We start from the raw sequence: 15,342 nt of genomic DNA on the forward strand, positions 1-15,342 counted from the left end.
AGACATAGCGAGGGATTATGTGATGGCAACGTCAACGCGTGACTTTCTTGCAACGGGGACGCTCCCGCAATACGAGACTGTGCGTCTTGCGATGCTCGTTGCGGGAGTCTCGCGTTTCGAGGTTCTCCAAGGGCGGGACCTGTCCGATACCGAGGCTCGACGTCTGAAGTCTCTCGTCGACAAACGAGCTTCTGGTGTTCCACTGCAACACCTTGAGGGCGTGGTTCAGTTCGGCCCAATCGACGTGTTGTGCGACTCCCGAGCGCTTGTCCCACGTCCCGAAACGGAGTACCTCTGGGAACTCGTTGTAGAACGAGTCAGCGGGCGCAGGGTTGACGTCGTAGTGGATCTGTGCACAGGTGGCGGCTGTCTTGCGCTCGCCCTCAAACACGAGCTACCCGCAGCGCGCGTGATCGGAACCGACGTGGATTCGAGCGCGGTTTCGCTAGCGTCCGACAACGCGACGTTCACCGGCATCGAGATCGAGGTACGCGAGGGAGACCTGTTCGAGGCGCTGCCCAAAGAGATTTTCGGGCAGGTTGACCTTTTGGTAGTAAACCCGCCCTACGTTGCGGAGTCTGAGTTTGGCTCTCTACCGATCGATGTCCGAGTGTACGACCCCAAGGTTGCGTTGGTGGCTGGCGACACCGGCCTCGAAATTGTCGAACGAATTGCCGTAGATTGGGAGGCATGGATGCGACCCAGCGGGCTGCTTGCGCTCGAGATCGGCGAGCACCAAGGCGCTGCAGTGCGCGGATTGTTCCCTGCAGGGGACACGGAACTTGTTCCTGACCTCGCTGGGCGCACTCGGTTTTTCTTTGCGTACGCGCAGTAGCTAATTTAGACAGTGGCCCTTGACGAGAGGAGTGGACTGGACATGACGATTGATGGTGCGGTCGCGGCCCTTGCCCGTGGTGAAATTGTCGGGTTGCCGACTGACACGCTGTACGGACTAGCGGTGGATCCGTTCCGCGAAGAGGCCATCGAGGCCATGCATGTGCTCAAGGATAGGGACACCCGTAAGCCGCTGGCATTGTTAGTTGCGAGTATTGAACAGGCAATGCAAGTTGCTGAGCTCACTGATCGTGCACTCGAACTAGCTGACCAGCATTGGCCAGGTGGTTTGACCATGGTGCTGCGGAGGCTGAAGACCGCACCCGACTGGATCGGCGACTCCCATGCCCGCACTGTCGGGGTGCGGTGTCCCGATCACGAGGTCGCGCTGGAACTACTTCGCCGTACCGGGCCGCTTGCAGTCACGAGCGCCAATCTATCGGGAAGGCACAGCGCAGTCGATGAGTCAGAGGCCGAAGATCAGTTCGGGGATGCTGTTTCGGTGTACGTCGTCGGTACGGCCCCCGGCGGCCAAGCGTCGACAGTGATCGACCTCACCTCGCCGACACCTCTGATCCTGCGCGCCGGGCCGGTCAAAGACACGTGACTGATGAGTCCGTGCCAGCACAGCCGTCGCGTTGGCGAGCGGTGGCAGTTGCGATCGTCGTGTCGGTTGCAATCGCGCTTGTCGGGGTCGTCGGCGGACTTTTTGATTCATCGGTCGGTCTATGGACGTTGGGTCTTGCGGCCCCACTCGTTGGCGTAGTCCTCCTCAGCCGACTGAGCCGCGGTGCAGACCGCCGAGCAGTGTTCATATCGCTCGGCATTTTCGGTGCCGCGTTCGTGGTTGTTGGCGCCTTGGATTGGATCGGATTCCCGATTGGCGTGCCCGCTGCGATCACCCTGGCCACGGGGCTTGCCGCGAGTTACGCCTTGAAGTTTCGCTCAATAGAGACAATGCAGAGACGTACTTCGTGGGTCATCGGGGCGTTTGCTATCGCTTGGGCCCTGTCGCTGGGACTGTCCACCGCGGCTGCTGCAGTAGTGAGCGCGCCGTTGGCCTTCATCGCTGTTGGCATGGCCGACCTGAAGCTTGGCGCCGAGGCTACGTAGCTGTGGGCTCTAACAGTCGGCGCCGTCGATTGCGCAGGCTTCGCCAACCGCGGTCAGCACGCCCTTGCCTCTGAAGAACCGCGTTATTGCCGGTTCGAGTGTCTCGAATGGTGCATACCCTCGCGTAACAATTGTCATGTCGGCGCCGATGCGGACAAGCAGTGTCGGGAACCCTTGGACTCCGTAGCTGCGTGACAGCGCAAAGTCCGCCCATGCACGCTGCTTCCAGTCAGCGGTTGCAATGTCGGCGGTGAACTCGTCGACGTCGACGTCGAAGTCTGCGAGGAGTGACCGGTAGGTCGAGGCGTCCGTGATATCGACTGCTTCTGCGTAGAACGCCTGCTGGAGCCGCGTGAAAAATCTCAATGTGTCGACGGGCTGGTTTTCCCTCATCCAGACGACGGCAATCGCGGGCAACTCGGTGTTGTACGTCCAGTTGTCGCGGTCAAGGCCGGTTTCATCGAACGGTTGTCCGGTTGCTTCAGCGACGTGGCGCCAGTGACCGAGGATGAAAGATCGCATTTCGTCGTCGAGGATGTCGGCGTCCGGGCCGGGCCGGAGACCTCCGACGATTGTCTCCATTTCGATGGAAAAGTGGTCAGAGAGTCTCTCAAGTGTTGGTGCAAATCCCCAACACCATGAGCACATTGGATCACCGACATATACAAAGCTCGGCCGGGTCTGAGTCGGTGTTGTGGCGTCCTGTTTGTTATCAATGTCCATGGTGATGTAACGCCGCTCGACGGGTTGCAATTTCCGTTACCCTAGCTCTCGATTGGACTGACCGGAGGAACAGATGATCGACACCGCAAGCCTCGAAGAGGTGGATCCAAAACTCGCAGACATGATCGCTCGCGAGGCCGGACGTCAGCGTGCGAAAATTCACTTGATCGCTTCCGAGAACTTCGTGTCTGTTGCGATGATGCAGGCCGCCGGATCGGTACTGACGAACAACTACTCCGAGGGTTATCCGGGCCGGCGCTACTATGAGGGTTGTCAGGTGATCGACGAGATCGAGTCGTTGGCGATCGACAGGGCGATGTCATTGTTTGGTAGCGAGCACGCCAATGTGCAGTCACACTCTGGCTCGCAGGCGAACATGGCTGCCTATCTTGCAGTTATCGATCCTGGCGACACGGTTCTTGGTATGGCGCTGGATCAGGGAGGTCACCTTACCCACGGCAGTCATGTCAACTTTTCGGGGAACCTGTTCAATTTCGTTTCGTATGGCATGGATCCTGAAACCGAACGTATCGACTTTGACGACGTGCGGCGCATTGCTCTGCAACACAAGCCAAAATTGATCATCGGCGGATATACCTCGTACTCGCGTCTGCTCGATTGGTCCAAGTTCCGCGATATTGCAGACGAGGTTGGTGCGATCCTCGTCATCGACGCGGCCCACATTATCGGCCTCATTGCCGGGGGAGCGCACCCAGATCCGGTACCGCACGCCGACATTGTCACTGCAACCACGCACAAAGCGCTGCGAGGCCCACGCGGGGGGCTGATTCTGTGCAAGGAGAAGTACGCAAAAGCGGTCGACAAGGCTGTGTTTCCGTACGCTCAGGGTGGTCCGAACAACTCGATGATCGCGGCAAAGGCGCTGTGTTTCGAACGTGCGGCCACACCCGAGTTTTCGGTGTACGCCCATCAGATCGTCAAGAACGCTGCCGCTTTGGCGGCGAACATCGCCGCCCAAGGAGTTCGCATCATTTCAGGTGGGACCGACAACCACATGTTTATGATCGATCTGCGCTCGATCGACGAGGACCTCACGGGCAAGGTCGCCGCACGATTGCTCGACGATGTTGGGATCACACTGAACCGCAACGCCATCCCGTTTGACCCTCGGTCGCCGTTCATCACCTCGGGGTTACGCATTGGACTTCCTTCGGCGACAACCGCCGGTATGAAGGAAGCAGACATGGAGACGCTCGGCGATCTCATGATTGGGGTGTTACGCGGCCGCGACGATGAAGCGCTGTTGAGCAACCTTGAGCAGCGCATCGGCGCTCTCGCGGCGGCGTTCCCCAGCTACCCGGAGGACTTCTCGGGTCATGTTTAGGCGGCGCACGCAACACCGTATTTGGATCGGCAATCGCAGTGTTGCTAACGTGGCCGGACGACCTTGTGAAACGATTCACAAAGTGGAGATTCTTCGTGAGCGATGATACCAAGCAGTCTGCTACAACCGATGGCCCCACCAGCGACGCGCCCCACGCACGGACCATAGGGCAGGGAGGTCGGTTCGACATGGTCCATGGCTTCGCTAGAGGCGGCGACTTCTTGTCGTCGATCATCGCCGGCATGTTGCTCGGACTAGGTGCTGACTACCTGTTGGGGACCAGGCCAGTGTTTGTTGTACTCGGCATTGTTGCCGGCTCGGTGACGGGTTTCTACAAGCTCTGGTTGGCGTCGGCGAACTTGCGGCAAGCGCCGGAGCGATTCCGTGGGCGTTGAGCTTTCGGGAAACCTGGCCGACGACACGTCATCGGACGATGCTGCCGTGGCCAGGTTCGCGCCTGTCGGCCACGGAAACATGGTCGAGCAAAAGATTGCCATCTCAATGGTGCGACGGGTCGTCGTCGTTGCGCCGATTCTTGCTGTCATATTCGGGGTGTTCGCGGGCGCTGGCGCCGCAGTCGCGGCAGTCGTAGGCGTCGGTGTCGTGGCTGTGAATTTCCTCATCAGCGGCGCGATGATGTCGCGATCTGCGCGCATCTCTCTGAACCTGTATCATGCCGCCGCGTTGTTCGGATTTGTCGTGCGTCTCGGTCTGGTGATGGTCATGATGTTCACGCTTGCCGGTACAACGAACATTGACAAAACAGCGCTTGGTATATCTGTGGTGGTTAGCTACTTTGCCTTGCTGTCTTGGGAGGCGATCGTTTTGACCAGAGGTACGAAAGAGGAGTTTGAGTGGAGCAACTGATCCTTGCCTCGGAAGAGTGCGACGCAGCGAACGAGATCATGTGCGTCCCAAGTTCGGTGAACGAGCTTTTCGAGCTGCCGTTTCTGGGTTTTATCAACCGCACAATCATCTTGACAATCCTGGTCGCCGTCGTGGTCGGTGTTCTTTTGTATCTTGGTCTTCGTAAGCGATCGCTAACCCCCTCCAAGTTTGAACTTATCATTGAAGGGTTGGTCGGTTTCGTCCGCGACCAGATCGCAATCGGGATCGTCGGCAAGGAGCATGGTCTCAAGTACCTTCCGTATCTGTTGTCGCTATTCATGTTCTTGCTTGTCGGGAACCTGTTCGCAATTCTTCCGTTTCTCAACTTCCCTGTCGCGTCACGGATCGGCATCCCCATGTTTCTTGCAGCGATCACCTGGGTGCTGTTCGTCACAGCCGGTTTTAAGCAGCAGGGCTTCGGGTACGTTCGTGGGTTGGTGTGGCCGGCCGGCGTACCCGTCGCGATCAAACCGCTGGTAGGGGTTATCGAGCTGGTCTCGGTGTTTCTTGTGAGGCCGTTCTCGCTTGCAGTTCGGCTTTTCGCCAACCTTGTCGCCGGCCACGTGATGCTTACCTTGCTGCTCGTGTCCGGCTGGGTGTTTATCAGCGGCCAGGGTGGACTTGCCAAAATCCCTATCGGGTTCGGATGGTTCACACTTGGGATTGGCATTTACGTTTTCGAAATCCTCGTCGCGGTTCTGCAGGCGTACATATTTACGCTCTTGTCAGCGGTTTACATCCAGACATCGCTCGAACCGGAGCATTAGAAATCAGCCTGGCGGGACGCCACGTCCACCCAGGCCACTAGTCCAGTCACACACCCAGGAAAGGCAAGCAATGGAAGAAATCAAAGGATCACTCGCTGTCATCGGATACGGTCTCGCGGCGATCGGCCCGGGGATCGGGATCGGTCTCGTAGCTGGAAATGCTGTGCAGGCCATGGCACGTCAGCCCGAGATGGCAGGACAGATCCAAACGACGATGTTCCTCGGCATCGCCTTCACCGAGGCTCTTGCCCTCATCGGGTTTGTGCTCTTCTTCCTGGCATAGGAGATCGCGATGTTGAAGCTATACGCAGCGCAACTGTTGCTCGCCACCGAGGCGGCCGAGGAGCCGTCCGGCACGGATCTTCTGATACCGGCAACAAACGAACTTATTGCCGGCATAATCGCGTTTTCGATCGTGTTCGCCATCGTCTGGAAGTTTGCGATCCCGGCGATTACCGAGACGCTCGAAAAACGTCAAGCTGCGATCAAGGGAGAGCAGGAGGCGGCTGTCGCGGAGCACGCCGAGGCTTCTGGCATTCTTGAGCAGTACAAAAGCGATATGGCAAACGCACGAGATGAGGCAGGCCGCATCGTCGAGGAGGCTCGTCAAGCTGGTGAGTCTGTGAAGGCTGACATCATTGCAAAGGCCGAGACGGAGGCCGAAGCGATTAAGGCTCGAGCCCGTGATGAGGCTGCCGGCGAGCGTGAGCGTGTTCAGAGCGCCATGCATCGCGAAGTTGCAACACTTTCACTCGATATCGCTGAAAAGGTGGTCGGGGCAAGTCTCGACCGGAGCGCTTCGCAGTCTCTTGTTGACGAGTTCATCGCCAGTCTTGACGGAGCGCAGGCGTAACCGATGGCCGAGGTGACACACACGAAACGGATCGATGGTTACGCCGCTTCGGTGCTTGACGTTGCCGCGGCGGAAGGCGACACCGGCCGCATTACGGACGAGTTGTTTCGCGTGGCGCAAGGAGTGGAGGCGAGTGACGAACTTAGGGAGACGCTCGCTGATCCCGCGATCCCGGTCGAACGCAAGATCGCAATTGTGAACGATCTGCTCGACGGGCGCGCCGCAAAGACCACCGTGGCACTCGTCAACATGATTGTCGCGGCAGGTCACACTCGCGACTTGCTCGAGATCTCTAACCGCGTGGCGACTCTTGCAGCCGAACAGGAATCTGCGCTGCTCGCCGAGGTTCGCACCGCATTCGAGCTGGACGACGACACACTTAGTCGATTGACAGCGAGTCTTGAGAAGAGCGTTGGGCGACGCGTGCAGGTAAAAGTGATTGTTGACCCGGCAGTTGTTGGCGGTGTTGTGGTCAAAGTTGGTGAGACAGTATTCGACGGGTCGGTACGTAGCCGGCTCGACAGTCTTCGAGAGGCATGGGGATAGTGAATGGCTGAACTTACGCTGGATCCTGCAGAAATTAGCGCGGTTTTGCGCCGCAACCTGGAGGGTTGGGAACCCACTGTCGAGGCCCACACCATCGGATATGTCCTCTCGGTCGGTGATGGTGTCGCCCGTGTTGCAGGACTCCCTCATGCAATGGCGTCCGAGCTCCTCGAATTTCCGAACGGACTCATCGGGATTGCGCTCAACCTGGATGAGGAATCAATAGGCTGCGTCATCATGGGCGACTCGGCGCTTATCGAAGAGGGCGACGAGGTTCGTTCGACTGGCCGGGTTCTTGCAGTACCGGTCGGTGATGCACTGTTGGGGCGTGTTGTCGACGCTCTTGGCGCCCCGCTTGACGGTAAGGGTCCGATTGAGACCACCGAGACTCGGCTTCTCGAAACCCAGGCGCCTTCGGTGGTTGAGCGTCAGCCAGTGAGCCAGCCGCTCCAGACCGGACTGAAGGCGATCGACGCAATGACGCCGATCGGCCGCGGTCAGCGTCAGCTCATCGTCGGCGACCGCCAGACAGGCAAGACCGCCATCGCGATCGACACGATCATCAACCAGGCGGGCCAAGACGTGAAATGCATCTACGTCGCCATTGGCCAGAAAGCCTCCACGGTCGTCGAGGTTGTTGCGAAGCTTGAATCCGCAGGTGCCATGGAGTACACGGTTGTGGTGAACGCCTCGGCGGCCGCGGCGGCCGCCCTCCAGATGTATGCGCCGTATGCGGGTTCTGCCATGGGTCAGTACTGGATGTACAAGGGCGAACACGCCTTGATCGTGTTCGACGACCTCTCCAAACAGGCTGTTGCCTACCGCGAGATTTCCCTGTTGTTGCGTCGCCCACCGGGTCGCGAGGCGTACCCGGGTGACGTCTTCTACCTGCATAGCCGCCTTCTTGAGCGTTCAGCAAAAATGAGCGACGAGCTCGGTGGGGGATCGATGACGGCGTTGCCGATCATCGAGACGAAGGCCGGTGACGTTTCCGCGTTTATTCCGACCAACGTGATATCGATCACCGATGGCCAGATATTCCTCGAAACCGACCTGTTCTTTTCCGGTGTTCGACCCGCCATCAATGCCGGTATTTCGGTGTCACGGGTAGGAGGCGCTGCGCAGGTTAAGGCCATGAAGAAGGTCGCCGGACCGTTGCGCCTTAACCTGGCTCAGTTTCGAGAACTCGAGGCGTTCGCCCAATTTGGGTCAGAGCTCGATGCCGTATCTCTCGCTCAGCTATCTCGCGGCCAGCGCGTCGTCGAAGTGCTCAAACAAGGTCAGTACGCACCCGTGCCGGTCGAGGAGCAAGTTTGCATTATCTACGCCGTGACCGAAGGTCACTTTGATGGCGTTGACCTGGGCGATATCTCAGACGCCGAGGCCGGGCTCCTTAACTATCTCCGTAGTCGCCACAGTGGTCTGCTCGCCGGTATCGCCGATACCGGCGAACTTCCTGCCGACGACCTCGCTGCCGCAATCGATGCGTACTTGGCCACCCGTGGTGGTGCCGAAGACGGCGAGGGGTAATTAGGTGGCTTCCGCCGAACTGCGGCTGATCCGCCGGCGCATCCGAAGTGTGCAATCGACTATGAAGATAACGCGCGCGATGGAGCTCATCGCGACCTCTCGGATTGCCAAAGCTCGCGTGCGTGTGAAGGAATCGAAGCCGTATATCGAGAAGATGGCCGACGTCATTGCAAACATCGCCGCAACGAGTGGCAGCCTAAGCCATGCTCTGCTTGAGGTTCGCACCGTCGAAACTGCCGGTGTCGTGGTGGTCACGTCGGACCGTGGCTTGGCCGGTGGCTACAACTCGAATGTGCTCCGACTTGCAGAACGCGCAATCGCTGACCACAAGACTGCCGGGCGTGCGGTCCGCGTGTACATGGTCGGTGGCAAGGCCTCCGGGTATTTCGGCTACCGGAAAGTTGCGAGCGCCTCGGAGTGGTCCGGGATTACTGATACGCCGTCGTACGGGCACGCGCGGCTCATCACCAATCGACTGCTTGAGGACTACGAGTCCGGCGCCGTTGACTCGGTCGAGGTCTATACGACACGCTACGTCTCAGCCCTTACCCAGAACGCCGTCCTATGGCCGGTGCTTCCGGTCCAGCCGCCAGACAAGACCGACGCGGACGACCCAGACGGGGTTGATGGCGGGACGTCGTACGAGTACGAGCCAGACGCTGCGACAGTTCTCGACAAGCTGCTTCCTCGTTACGTCGAGGGGACGATTTTTGGCATCTTGCTCGAAGCTTCCGCATCGGAACACGCCGCAAGACGGCGTGCCATGAAGTCTGCAACCGAGAACGCTGAAGAACTCGTCCGTGTGTTGAGCCGTGAGGCCAACCAGGCGCGGCAGGCGGAAATCACGACTGAGATCAGTGAGATCGTCGGCGGCGCCGAAGCCATGGCAGGGAATTGAATAGACATGCGAAATTTTGAACCAAAACAACAAGTCGTTGAGATGGCATCGCCACTCTCGCGGACGAATAACATGACCCATCTCGACAGGAGTGCGCAGTGAGCAACCTTCCAACAGGGCGTATTGTCAAAGTAGCGGGTCCGGTATTTGATGCCGAGTTCGCACCCGACGCCCTCCCAGAGATCCTTCACGCAGTAGAGGTTGACGTCACCATCAACGGTGTCACCTCAACGGTGAAGGGTGAGGTCGCCCAGCACCTGGGCGATAGCAAGATCCGCGTAATCGCAATGGCGCCCACCGACGGCATCGTTCGGGGCGCAGAAGTACGCAACACCGGCGGCCCGATCACTGTGCCGGTAGGGGACCAGACTCTTGGTCACATCTTTAATGTGTGGGGTGAATCGCTCGATGCGCCGGACCAAGATTTCGACGGTGAGCGCTGGCCAATTCACCGCCCCGCCCCTCCCTACGAAGACGTAACCGCAACCAGCGAGATGTTTGAGACGGGTATCAAGGTTCTTGACTTACTCTGCCCGTACCTCCAGGGCGGGAAGATCGGGTTGTTCGGTGGCGCCGGTGTCGGAAAGACAGTATTGATCCAAGAGATGATCAACCGCGTCGCCACTCAGCACGGTGGTGTTTCTGTGTTTGCGGGTGTTGGCGAGCGCACCCGTGAGGGTAACGACCTCTTCGGTGAGATGACCGAATCCGGCGTCATTGAAAAGGCTGCGCTGGTATTTGGACAGATGGATGAGCCGCCCGGTGTCCGTCTCCGTGTAGCCCTGTCCGCGCTGACAATGGCGGAGTACTTCCGCGATGTGCAGCGCCAGGACGTGTTGTTGTTCATCGACAACATTTTTCGCTTCACACAAGCCGGCGCTGAGGTGTCGACCTTGCTTGGACGCATGCCGTCTGCAGTCGGCTACCAGCCGACGCTCGCGGGTGAGATGGGGGCGCTCCAAGAGAGGATCACCTCGCTCAAGGGCCGGTCGATCACGTCGCTCCAGGCGATCTACGTGCCGGCAGATGACATCACCGACCCGGCGCCGCACACCGCGTTTGCGCACCTCGATGCAACGACAGTGTTGAGTCGCCCGCTGACCGCTCTCGGGATCTACCCGGCTGTGGACCCTCTTGACTCGACGAGCCGTGCTCTCGACCCGCAGATCGTGGGTGACGCCCACTACTCGTGTGCGACCAATGTGCAACAAGTGCTCCAGCGTTACAAGGACCTTCAGGACATTATTGCCATCCTCGGCATTGATGAGCTGTCTGAGGAGGACCGTCTTGTTGTTGGACGTGCCAGACGGATGCAGAACTTCCTGTCGCAGCCAATGTTTGTGGCTGAGCAGTTCACCGGTCAGGAAGGTGTATACACACCGCTCTCGGAGACGATTGAGTCGTTCAACGCTATTTTGTCCGGCGAATTGGACCACCTTCCTGAGCAGGCTTTCTACATGGTCGGCGGGGCGGAGCAGGCCATGGCTAAGGCCAAGGAGCTAGAAGTCGTCTAATGGCCGACCATCCCCTGTTCACAGTCGACATAGTGACGCCTGAGGCGGTCATTTGGAGTGGCCAGGCTGAGTTTGTGTCGGCCATGACCACTGAAGGTGAGATCGGGGTGTTTGCGGGTCACGAGCCAACGATGGCTGCGTTATCGACGGGTGCAGTGGAGATCCACGGTGAAGACGGTGTGGTGATTGTGGGCATCCACGGAGGGTTTCTGCAGATCGCCCGCGACACCGTGACCCTGCTCACCGATCGTGCTGAAATGACCGACGGGGGACGCTCTGAAGCGATCCGACTTGCACAGGGCCTTCGAGACGACACTCCGGGCGACGCCGGCCAGTAAAACCGCTCGAAGCTGCACCTCGCAGGTTGCGGGCCGAGCGTGTCGGCACCTACCGGCGGGCCTCGATGTTTAGCGACACGCTGTCTCCGCTTTGCAGAGTTGGCAGCTGCCACCCGAATTCGGTGAATGTCCCCGCCTGTGGTGCCGCCGAGAGGATCTCCCATCCTTGGGGAGTGCTCGCAGGGACTAGCGTTTCGCCTGTCGCGGTAGGCGAAACGTTGACCACCACGAGGTCGTAACTCTGGGTTTCAGCGGCCAGGTCCAGCGTCGTTGCTGATATGAGCACCAAGCTGTCAGTGACTGGGGGAGCATCTTGTGCCAGGTCCTCATCGGTTGCAGACGCTGCACCCGGTGCGCCGACTAGGGCGACGACGAGTAATGTTCGAAGCGCTTTGCGCGGTGACGTCAATGGCTGCCAGTGCTGCATGGCGCAATGGTAATTAACCAATGGTGGGTCATCAATGCCCGATCTTGAGCGAGCGCAATGACTAGATATCTGCTTGGGTTACCAGCCGGTGGGCGAAGTCTTCGACCTGGCCCGGCAGACCGTTTTCGATAGCTCGTGCAATAGCGGGGAAGAACAAGCTGGCGAGCAGACCTTCAGGTCGAGCAAATACAGTGACATCAAGCTGTGTCCCGTCTTCAACGCGACTGGTGACCATCGTAATTGTGCCGCTGACCTCGGTGCTCGAGATATCAATCCCGATAGTGTCGAGGTGCTTCCAGGTCGAGACCGTCGCGGTGCCGGGATATTTGCCTCCCGCGGCGTGTGTCACCCACCGAAACGAAACAAGCTCGTCGTTCTCAACTACCGGGTCGGAAACATCCCCGACTGGTCCGATGCCCTCCCACGTCAATACGTTGACGAACTGTCTCCACACAGACTCTATGGGTTCGGATGTCACGGCTGTTGATGATGAGGAGGTGGTGGTCGGCATGGGTTGAGAATAGGGGATCCGACGCCGGTGGAGGAAAAATTGCGTTTTGTTCACAGCACAGCGCTAGTGTGGTCCGTCTATGCGGCGCAAGTTTCTTTTGGGGATCTTCGGGAGTGATCTGGTGGCTTTGCTGACCGCTATCTCGATCTCATCTTGGTTTGTGTTCGGCACCCCGGTTTTGTGGAACGCTCGTGAACTCGCCGGTCGCAGCGCGTGGACGTACGGGGTGTTACTTGTGCTCGGGTTGGCGGTCGGCTCGTACTCAAGTATGCGGACTTGGACCACTCGGGCGCCGCGTCCAACGTACGGCCGTGCAGTCGCGATCGTTTCGACGACGGGGGCGTTTACCGCGATCGGCTTGTCCTTGTTGCGTCCATATTTTTCTCGGCCGCATTTCGTCACGACGATGGTTACGTTTCTCGTGTTTAGCGTTGCGCACCGTGTTGTCCGGCGTCGTCGGCCTTGGACCGAACATTTCGTAGTCGTGACGAACGAGAAGAATCTCGCAACCGAAATCGACATGACCGCTCACGCGATTGTCGAGCTGGTGTTGTCGCCGCAGGAGCAACCTCCGACGGAACCGATCGAGCCGGGAACGACGCTGGTTGTTGACCTACGGGCGGTGCTCTCGGACGAGATGGCGCAGTACGTATCGTCGCTTTCAATGGCGGGGTATCCGGTGCGTGGCCTCCTCAACGTCTACGAGGAGCACACCGAGCGTCTTCCGATGGTGCACCTTGCCGAGGGATGGGAGTTGACTGCGCCGGTTGCCCGCAACGCATACGCACCAGTGAAGCGTCTTGTCGACACGCTGGTCACGTTCGTGACCGCGCCGCTTTGGCTGCTGATCATGGGGGTCGTCGCGATCGTCGTCAGGCTGGACTCGCCGGGGCCGGTGATCTTCAAGCAACAGCGCGTCGGCCTGTCTGGTGAGAATTTCATTCTCTACAAGTTTCGAACAATGCAGGTCGATGCTGAGAAGGACGGACCGCGTTTTGCCTCGGTCGGTGACCCGCGCATCACCCGCTCTGGTCGATTCCTCCGCAAGTCGCGACTCGACGAGCTGCCGCAACTCGTCAACGTGCTTCGTGGCGAGTTGAGCCTCGTGGGTCCGCGCCCCGAACGTCCCGTGTTCGTACGCGACTTTTCTCGCAGAATTCCCTTTTATACCTCACGCACGCTGGTGCGCCCCGGTGTGACCGGATGGGCACAGGTGAACTACGGCTACGCAGACGATGTTGCCGACACGATTGAGAAGCTCACGTTCGATCTCTACTACGTCAAGCACATGTCGGCGTGGCTCGACGTGCAGATACTTGGCCAGAGCATTTGGACGGTGCTGACAGGCAACGGCGCCCGGTAGCGATAGGGCGTGGGCGCCTGGAACGACCGGCTACGTGATTGCACCGAACCAGAGACGCCAGCGGATACTGATGAGTTCGCCGAGAGTCGAAAAGTACGAACCGCCCGTTACCCGGCTGTCCTCGCGGTGCTCCCACACAACCGGGATCTCCACGATCGTGTAACCACGTCTCTTTGCAATGGCCAACGTCTCGACGTCGAAGAGCCAGCCGTCCACGATCGCGTCGGTGAACGCGGCGGCGGTTGCGTGATCGGTGAACAATTTGAAACCGCGTTGGGTGTCCTTGATGCCGGGGAGCACCGTTGCTTGGATGATGAGGTTTGCGATTCGTCCTGCAATGCCGCGCGGAAACGGTTGTGGGCGAGTGATAACAGCGCCCTTCACACCAATGGAGGCAATTGCGATAGTACGACCCGTTGGGTCCCCCTGTACGGCCTCTAGACACGGTTTCAGCGAGTCAAGGGCCGTCGAGCCGTCGGCGTCCATGAAGAGGCGTAGGGGGCGCGATGCGGCGAGCATGCCGATGCGCACGGCGTGTCCCTTCCCGCGGTTCGGTGAGGTGACAATCACCTTGCCGGCGGGGAAGTTCTTGAGCGCCGCTTCGGCGACCTCCGCGGTGTTGTCGCTTGATCCGTCATCGACCACGATGATCTCGCCATCAATGCCCTGACCCTCAAGATGGTCGATGAGCTCGCGAATCGTGGGAGCGATCCGTGCGGCCTCGTTGTAGGCAGGTATAACAACGGATATCATTTCTGTTCTTCGATGCGGTACACCGTGGCGTCTCCGATGCGGTCCGTGAGAGATTGGATCGGTTCAACTGAGACCACAGTAAAGCGTTGCAGGAGGGTTGCGAGATATTCCCCTTCAGGTTGGCGCTTCCCATTCTCGAACGTGACGAGATAGCTCGGTCCACTCAAGCGAGGGACGAACGCGTCTTGGACCGCTGAGTCGAAGGTGATCGTAACGCAGCGGCTCATCCACGTGAGCTGGGGGACGTACGACGCAATAATCACGCACGAATCACCGGATTCAACGACACCCGCCACCATGGTTAGAACCGCACGGTCATCTGCGATTTTGTCGGCTCGTATTCGAGCTTCGAACACGCCAGTCCCCAAGCTGACTAGCAATACTGCTGCAAGGGCTACTGAGGAGAAGCGCCGCATGTCGTCTGACCAGCTGTGGGCGTGTCGGAGTAGGGAACTCCATCCAACGAACGAGAGGAGGAGGACATTGAGAAACACGTACCGTAGTTCTCCATGAACGGTGATTCCCACGGCGATGCCGCTCAAGAGCGAAACCGACACGATAAATCTGTCGAGGCGGTCATGGGTGTCGTTGAATCGTCGGCGATGGAACGTGTGCACTACGCCGACGAGCATGACGACTGCTAGCGCGGCGCCCGTCAGTTTCGCCGGGAACCAGGCGATGTAGCGCACCAGCCCATCGCCGAGGTAGTCTCGCCCGGCCGCCTCGCTGCTGAACTTCAGGACGCCGAGAAGTGACCCGGTTGCGGACAGCGAGTACACGAGATGAGGCACTATTAAGGTCGCCAACACCATCGCTGCGATCGCCACGCTACGAGCCTGTTCACGAACCTGGGAGCGGAACATCAACCCCGCCACGGCCACGATGATGACCACCACTACTGCGGACCCGTATCGTAGGTAGAACGCCGCCGCAGAAAGC

20 protein-coding genes are annotated in these 15,342 nt (G+C 59.2%); 15 read left to right on the top strand and 5 right to left on the bottom strand.

The features are described 5' to 3' along the window. Positions 1-22: 22 nt before the first annotated feature. From prmC to IIC71_09430, 3 genes are read left to right on the top strand one after another with little or no spacing between them, the layout of a single operon-like run. Positions 23-835 carry a peptide chain release factor N(5)-glutamine methyltransferase gene (prmC, locus tag IIC71_09420; protein MCH7669397.1) on the top strand — a complete coding sequence of 271 codons (813 nt, stop codon included), beginning with the start codon at positions 23-25 and terminating at the stop codon, positions 833-835. 42 nt (positions 836-877) lie between these two features. After that, entirely contained in the window at positions 878-1,441 is a 564-nt protein-coding gene (locus tag IIC71_09425; GenBank protein ID MCH7669398.1) for a threonylcarbamoyl-AMP synthase, read from the top strand. Then, positions 1,438-1,947, top strand: a complete 510-nt coding sequence (locus tag IIC71_09430; GenBank protein MCH7669399.1) for a hypothetical protein — start codon at positions 1,438-1,440, stop codon at positions 1,945-1,947. The genes IIC71_09425 and IIC71_09430 overlap by 4 nt, the downstream gene beginning before the upstream one ends. A 9-nt stretch (positions 1,948-1,956) precedes the next feature. On the opposite strand, the gene IIC71_09435 is transcribed toward IIC71_09430, so the two are convergent. After that, the gene (locus tag IIC71_09435) at positions 1,957-2,700 is read right to left on the bottom strand and encodes a DsbA family protein (protein MCH7669400.1); all 744 of its coding nucleotides are present in this window, start codon (positions 2,698-2,700) and stop codon (positions 1,957-1,959) included. Between the two features lie 43 nt (positions 2,701-2,743). Here IIC71_09435 and IIC71_09440 point away from each other — a divergent pair, with 43 nt between their 5' ends. The 11 genes from IIC71_09440 (at position 2,744) to atpC (ending at position 11,349) form a co-directional block, all read left to right on the top strand. After that, positions 2,744-4,015 carry a serine hydroxymethyltransferase gene (locus tag IIC71_09440; protein ID MCH7669401.1) on the top strand — a complete coding sequence of 424 codons (1,272 nt, stop codon included), beginning with the start codon at positions 2,744-2,746 and terminating at the stop codon, positions 4,013-4,015. Positions 4,016-4,110: 95 nt separating this feature from the next. Then, positions 4,111-4,410: an AtpZ/AtpI family protein gene (locus tag IIC71_09445; protein MCH7669402.1), complete on the top strand. Its 300-nt coding sequence runs from the start codon at positions 4,111-4,113 to the stop codon at positions 4,408-4,410. Further along, complete coding sequence (locus IIC71_09450) at positions 4,400-4,882, top strand: hypothetical protein (GenBank protein MCH7669403.1); 483 nt, start codon at positions 4,400-4,402, stop codon at positions 4,880-4,882. Before IIC71_09445 ends, IIC71_09450 begins: the two co-directional genes overlap by 11 nt. Continuing rightward, a complete protein-coding gene (gene atpB / locus IIC71_09455) occupies positions 4,879-5,670 on the top strand; it encodes a F0F1 ATP synthase subunit A (protein ID MCH7669404.1) in 792 nt (263 codons plus the stop codon). The genes IIC71_09450 and atpB overlap by 4 nt, the downstream gene beginning before the upstream one ends. A 70-nt stretch (positions 5,671-5,740) precedes the next feature. Then, positions 5,741-5,953: an ATP synthase F0 subunit C gene (gene atpE, locus IIC71_09460; protein ID MCH7669405.1), complete on the top strand. Its 213-nt coding sequence runs from the start codon at positions 5,741-5,743 to the stop codon at positions 5,951-5,953. A 9-nt stretch (positions 5,954-5,962) separates the two neighbouring features. Then, a complete protein-coding gene (gene atpF / locus IIC71_09465; protein ID MCH7669406.1) occupies positions 5,963-6,523 on the top strand; it encodes a F0F1 ATP synthase subunit B in 561 nt (186 codons plus the stop codon). Between the two features lie 3 nt (positions 6,524-6,526). Then, positions 6,527-7,069 (top strand): ATP synthase F1 subunit delta, encoded by a 543-nt coding sequence (atpH, locus tag IIC71_09470; protein MCH7669407.1) that lies wholly within the window; start codon positions 6,527-6,529, stop codon positions 7,067-7,069. A 3-nt stretch (positions 7,070-7,072) separates the two neighbouring features. Next, on the top strand, positions 7,073-8,599 hold the full coding sequence (locus tag IIC71_09475; protein ID MCH7669408.1) for a F0F1 ATP synthase subunit alpha: 1,527 nt from the start codon (positions 7,073-7,075) through the stop codon (positions 8,597-8,599). 4 nt (positions 8,600-8,603) lie between these two features. Further along, the gene (locus IIC71_09480) at positions 8,604-9,497 is read left to right on the top strand and encodes a F0F1 ATP synthase subunit gamma (GenBank protein MCH7669409.1); all 894 of its coding nucleotides are present in this window, start codon (positions 8,604-8,606) and stop codon (positions 9,495-9,497) included. A 98-nt stretch (positions 9,498-9,595) separates the two neighbouring features. Beyond that, a complete protein-coding gene (atpD, locus tag IIC71_09485) occupies positions 9,596-11,011 on the top strand; it encodes a F0F1 ATP synthase subunit beta (protein ID MCH7669410.1) in 1,416 nt (471 codons plus the stop codon). After that, positions 11,011-11,349 carry an ATP synthase F1 subunit epsilon gene (gene atpC / locus IIC71_09490; protein MCH7669411.1) on the top strand — a complete coding sequence of 113 codons (339 nt, stop codon included), beginning with the start codon at positions 11,011-11,013 and terminating at the stop codon, positions 11,347-11,349. Before atpD ends, atpC begins: the two co-directional genes overlap by 1 nt. A 49-nt stretch (positions 11,350-11,398) precedes the next feature. Here atpC and IIC71_09495 read toward each other — a convergent pair whose 3' ends face one another. Further along, positions 11,399-11,776: a hypothetical protein gene (locus tag IIC71_09495; protein ID MCH7669412.1), complete on the bottom strand. Its 378-nt coding sequence runs from the start codon at positions 11,774-11,776 to the stop codon at positions 11,399-11,401. Positions 11,777-11,837: 61 nt separating this feature from the next. After that, on the bottom strand, positions 11,838-12,287 hold the full coding sequence (locus IIC71_09500) for an SRPBCC family protein (protein ID MCH7669413.1): 450 nt from the start codon (positions 12,285-12,287) through the stop codon (positions 11,838-11,840). A 79-nt stretch (positions 12,288-12,366) separates the two neighbouring features. Between IIC71_09500 and IIC71_09505 the strand changes: the two genes are divergently transcribed. Then, positions 12,367-13,650 (top strand): exopolysaccharide biosynthesis polyprenyl glycosylphosphotransferase, encoded by a 1,284-nt coding sequence (locus IIC71_09505; protein MCH7669414.1) that lies wholly within the window; start codon positions 12,367-12,369, stop codon positions 13,648-13,650. Positions 13,651-13,680: 30 nt separating this feature from the next. Here the strand turns inward: IIC71_09505 and IIC71_09510 are convergent, their stop codons facing one another. Continuing rightward, on the bottom strand, positions 13,681-14,403 hold the full coding sequence (locus IIC71_09510; GenBank protein MCH7669415.1) for a glycosyltransferase family 2 protein: 723 nt from the start codon (positions 14,401-14,403) through the stop codon (positions 13,681-13,683). Continuing rightward, positions 14,400-15,342: hypothetical protein (locus IIC71_09515; protein MCH7669416.1), on the bottom strand; the 943-nt coding region annotated here is incomplete at its 5' end. The genes IIC71_09510 and IIC71_09515, both read right to left, overlap by 4 nt.

Source organism: Acidobacteriota bacterium (assembly GCA_022562055.1).
Lineage (GTDB): Bacteria > Actinomycetota > Acidimicrobiia > Spongiisociales > UBA5794 > BMS3BBIN02.

Excerpts from the sequence above, each read along its gene's own strand:
- prmC (MCH7669397.1), top strand. The coding sequence starts at position 23 with ATGGCAACGTCAACGCGTGACTTTCTTGCAACGGGGACGCTCCCGCAA.
- IIC71_09425 (MCH7669398.1), top strand. The coding sequence starts at position 878 with ATGACGATTGATGGTGCGGTCGCGGCCCTTGCCCGTGGTGAAATTGTC.
- IIC71_09440 (MCH7669401.1), top strand. The coding sequence starts at position 2,744 with ATGATCGACACCGCAAGCCTCGAAGAGGTGGATCCAAAACTCGCAGAC.
- atpE (MCH7669405.1), top strand. The coding sequence starts at position 5,741 with ATGGAAGAAATCAAAGGATCACTCGCTGTCATCGGATACGGTCTCGCG.
- atpF (MCH7669406.1), top strand. The coding sequence starts at position 5,963 with ATGTTGAAGCTATACGCAGCGCAACTGTTGCTCGCCACCGAGGCGGCC.
- atpH (MCH7669407.1), top strand. The coding sequence starts at position 6,527 with ATGGCCGAGGTGACACACACGAAACGGATCGATGGTTACGCCGCTTCG.
- IIC71_09475 (MCH7669408.1), top strand. The coding sequence starts at position 7,073 with ATGGCTGAACTTACGCTGGATCCTGCAGAAATTAGCGCGGTTTTGCGC.
- atpC (MCH7669411.1), top strand. The coding sequence starts at position 11,011 with ATGGCCGACCATCCCCTGTTCACAGTCGACATAGTGACGCCTGAGGCG.
- IIC71_09495 (MCH7669412.1), bottom strand. The coding sequence starts at position 11,776 with ATGCAGCACTGGCAGCCATTGACGTCACCGCGCAAAGCGCTTCGAACA.
- IIC71_09500 (MCH7669413.1), bottom strand. The coding sequence starts at position 12,287 with ATGCCGACCACCACCTCCTCATCATCAACAGCCGTGACATCCGAACCC.
- IIC71_09505 (MCH7669414.1), top strand. The coding sequence starts at position 12,367 with ATGCGGCGCAAGTTTCTTTTGGGGATCTTCGGGAGTGATCTGGTGGCT.
- IIC71_09510 (MCH7669415.1), bottom strand. The coding sequence starts at position 14,403 with ATGATATCCGTTGTTATACCTGCCTACAACGAGGCCGCACGGATCGCT.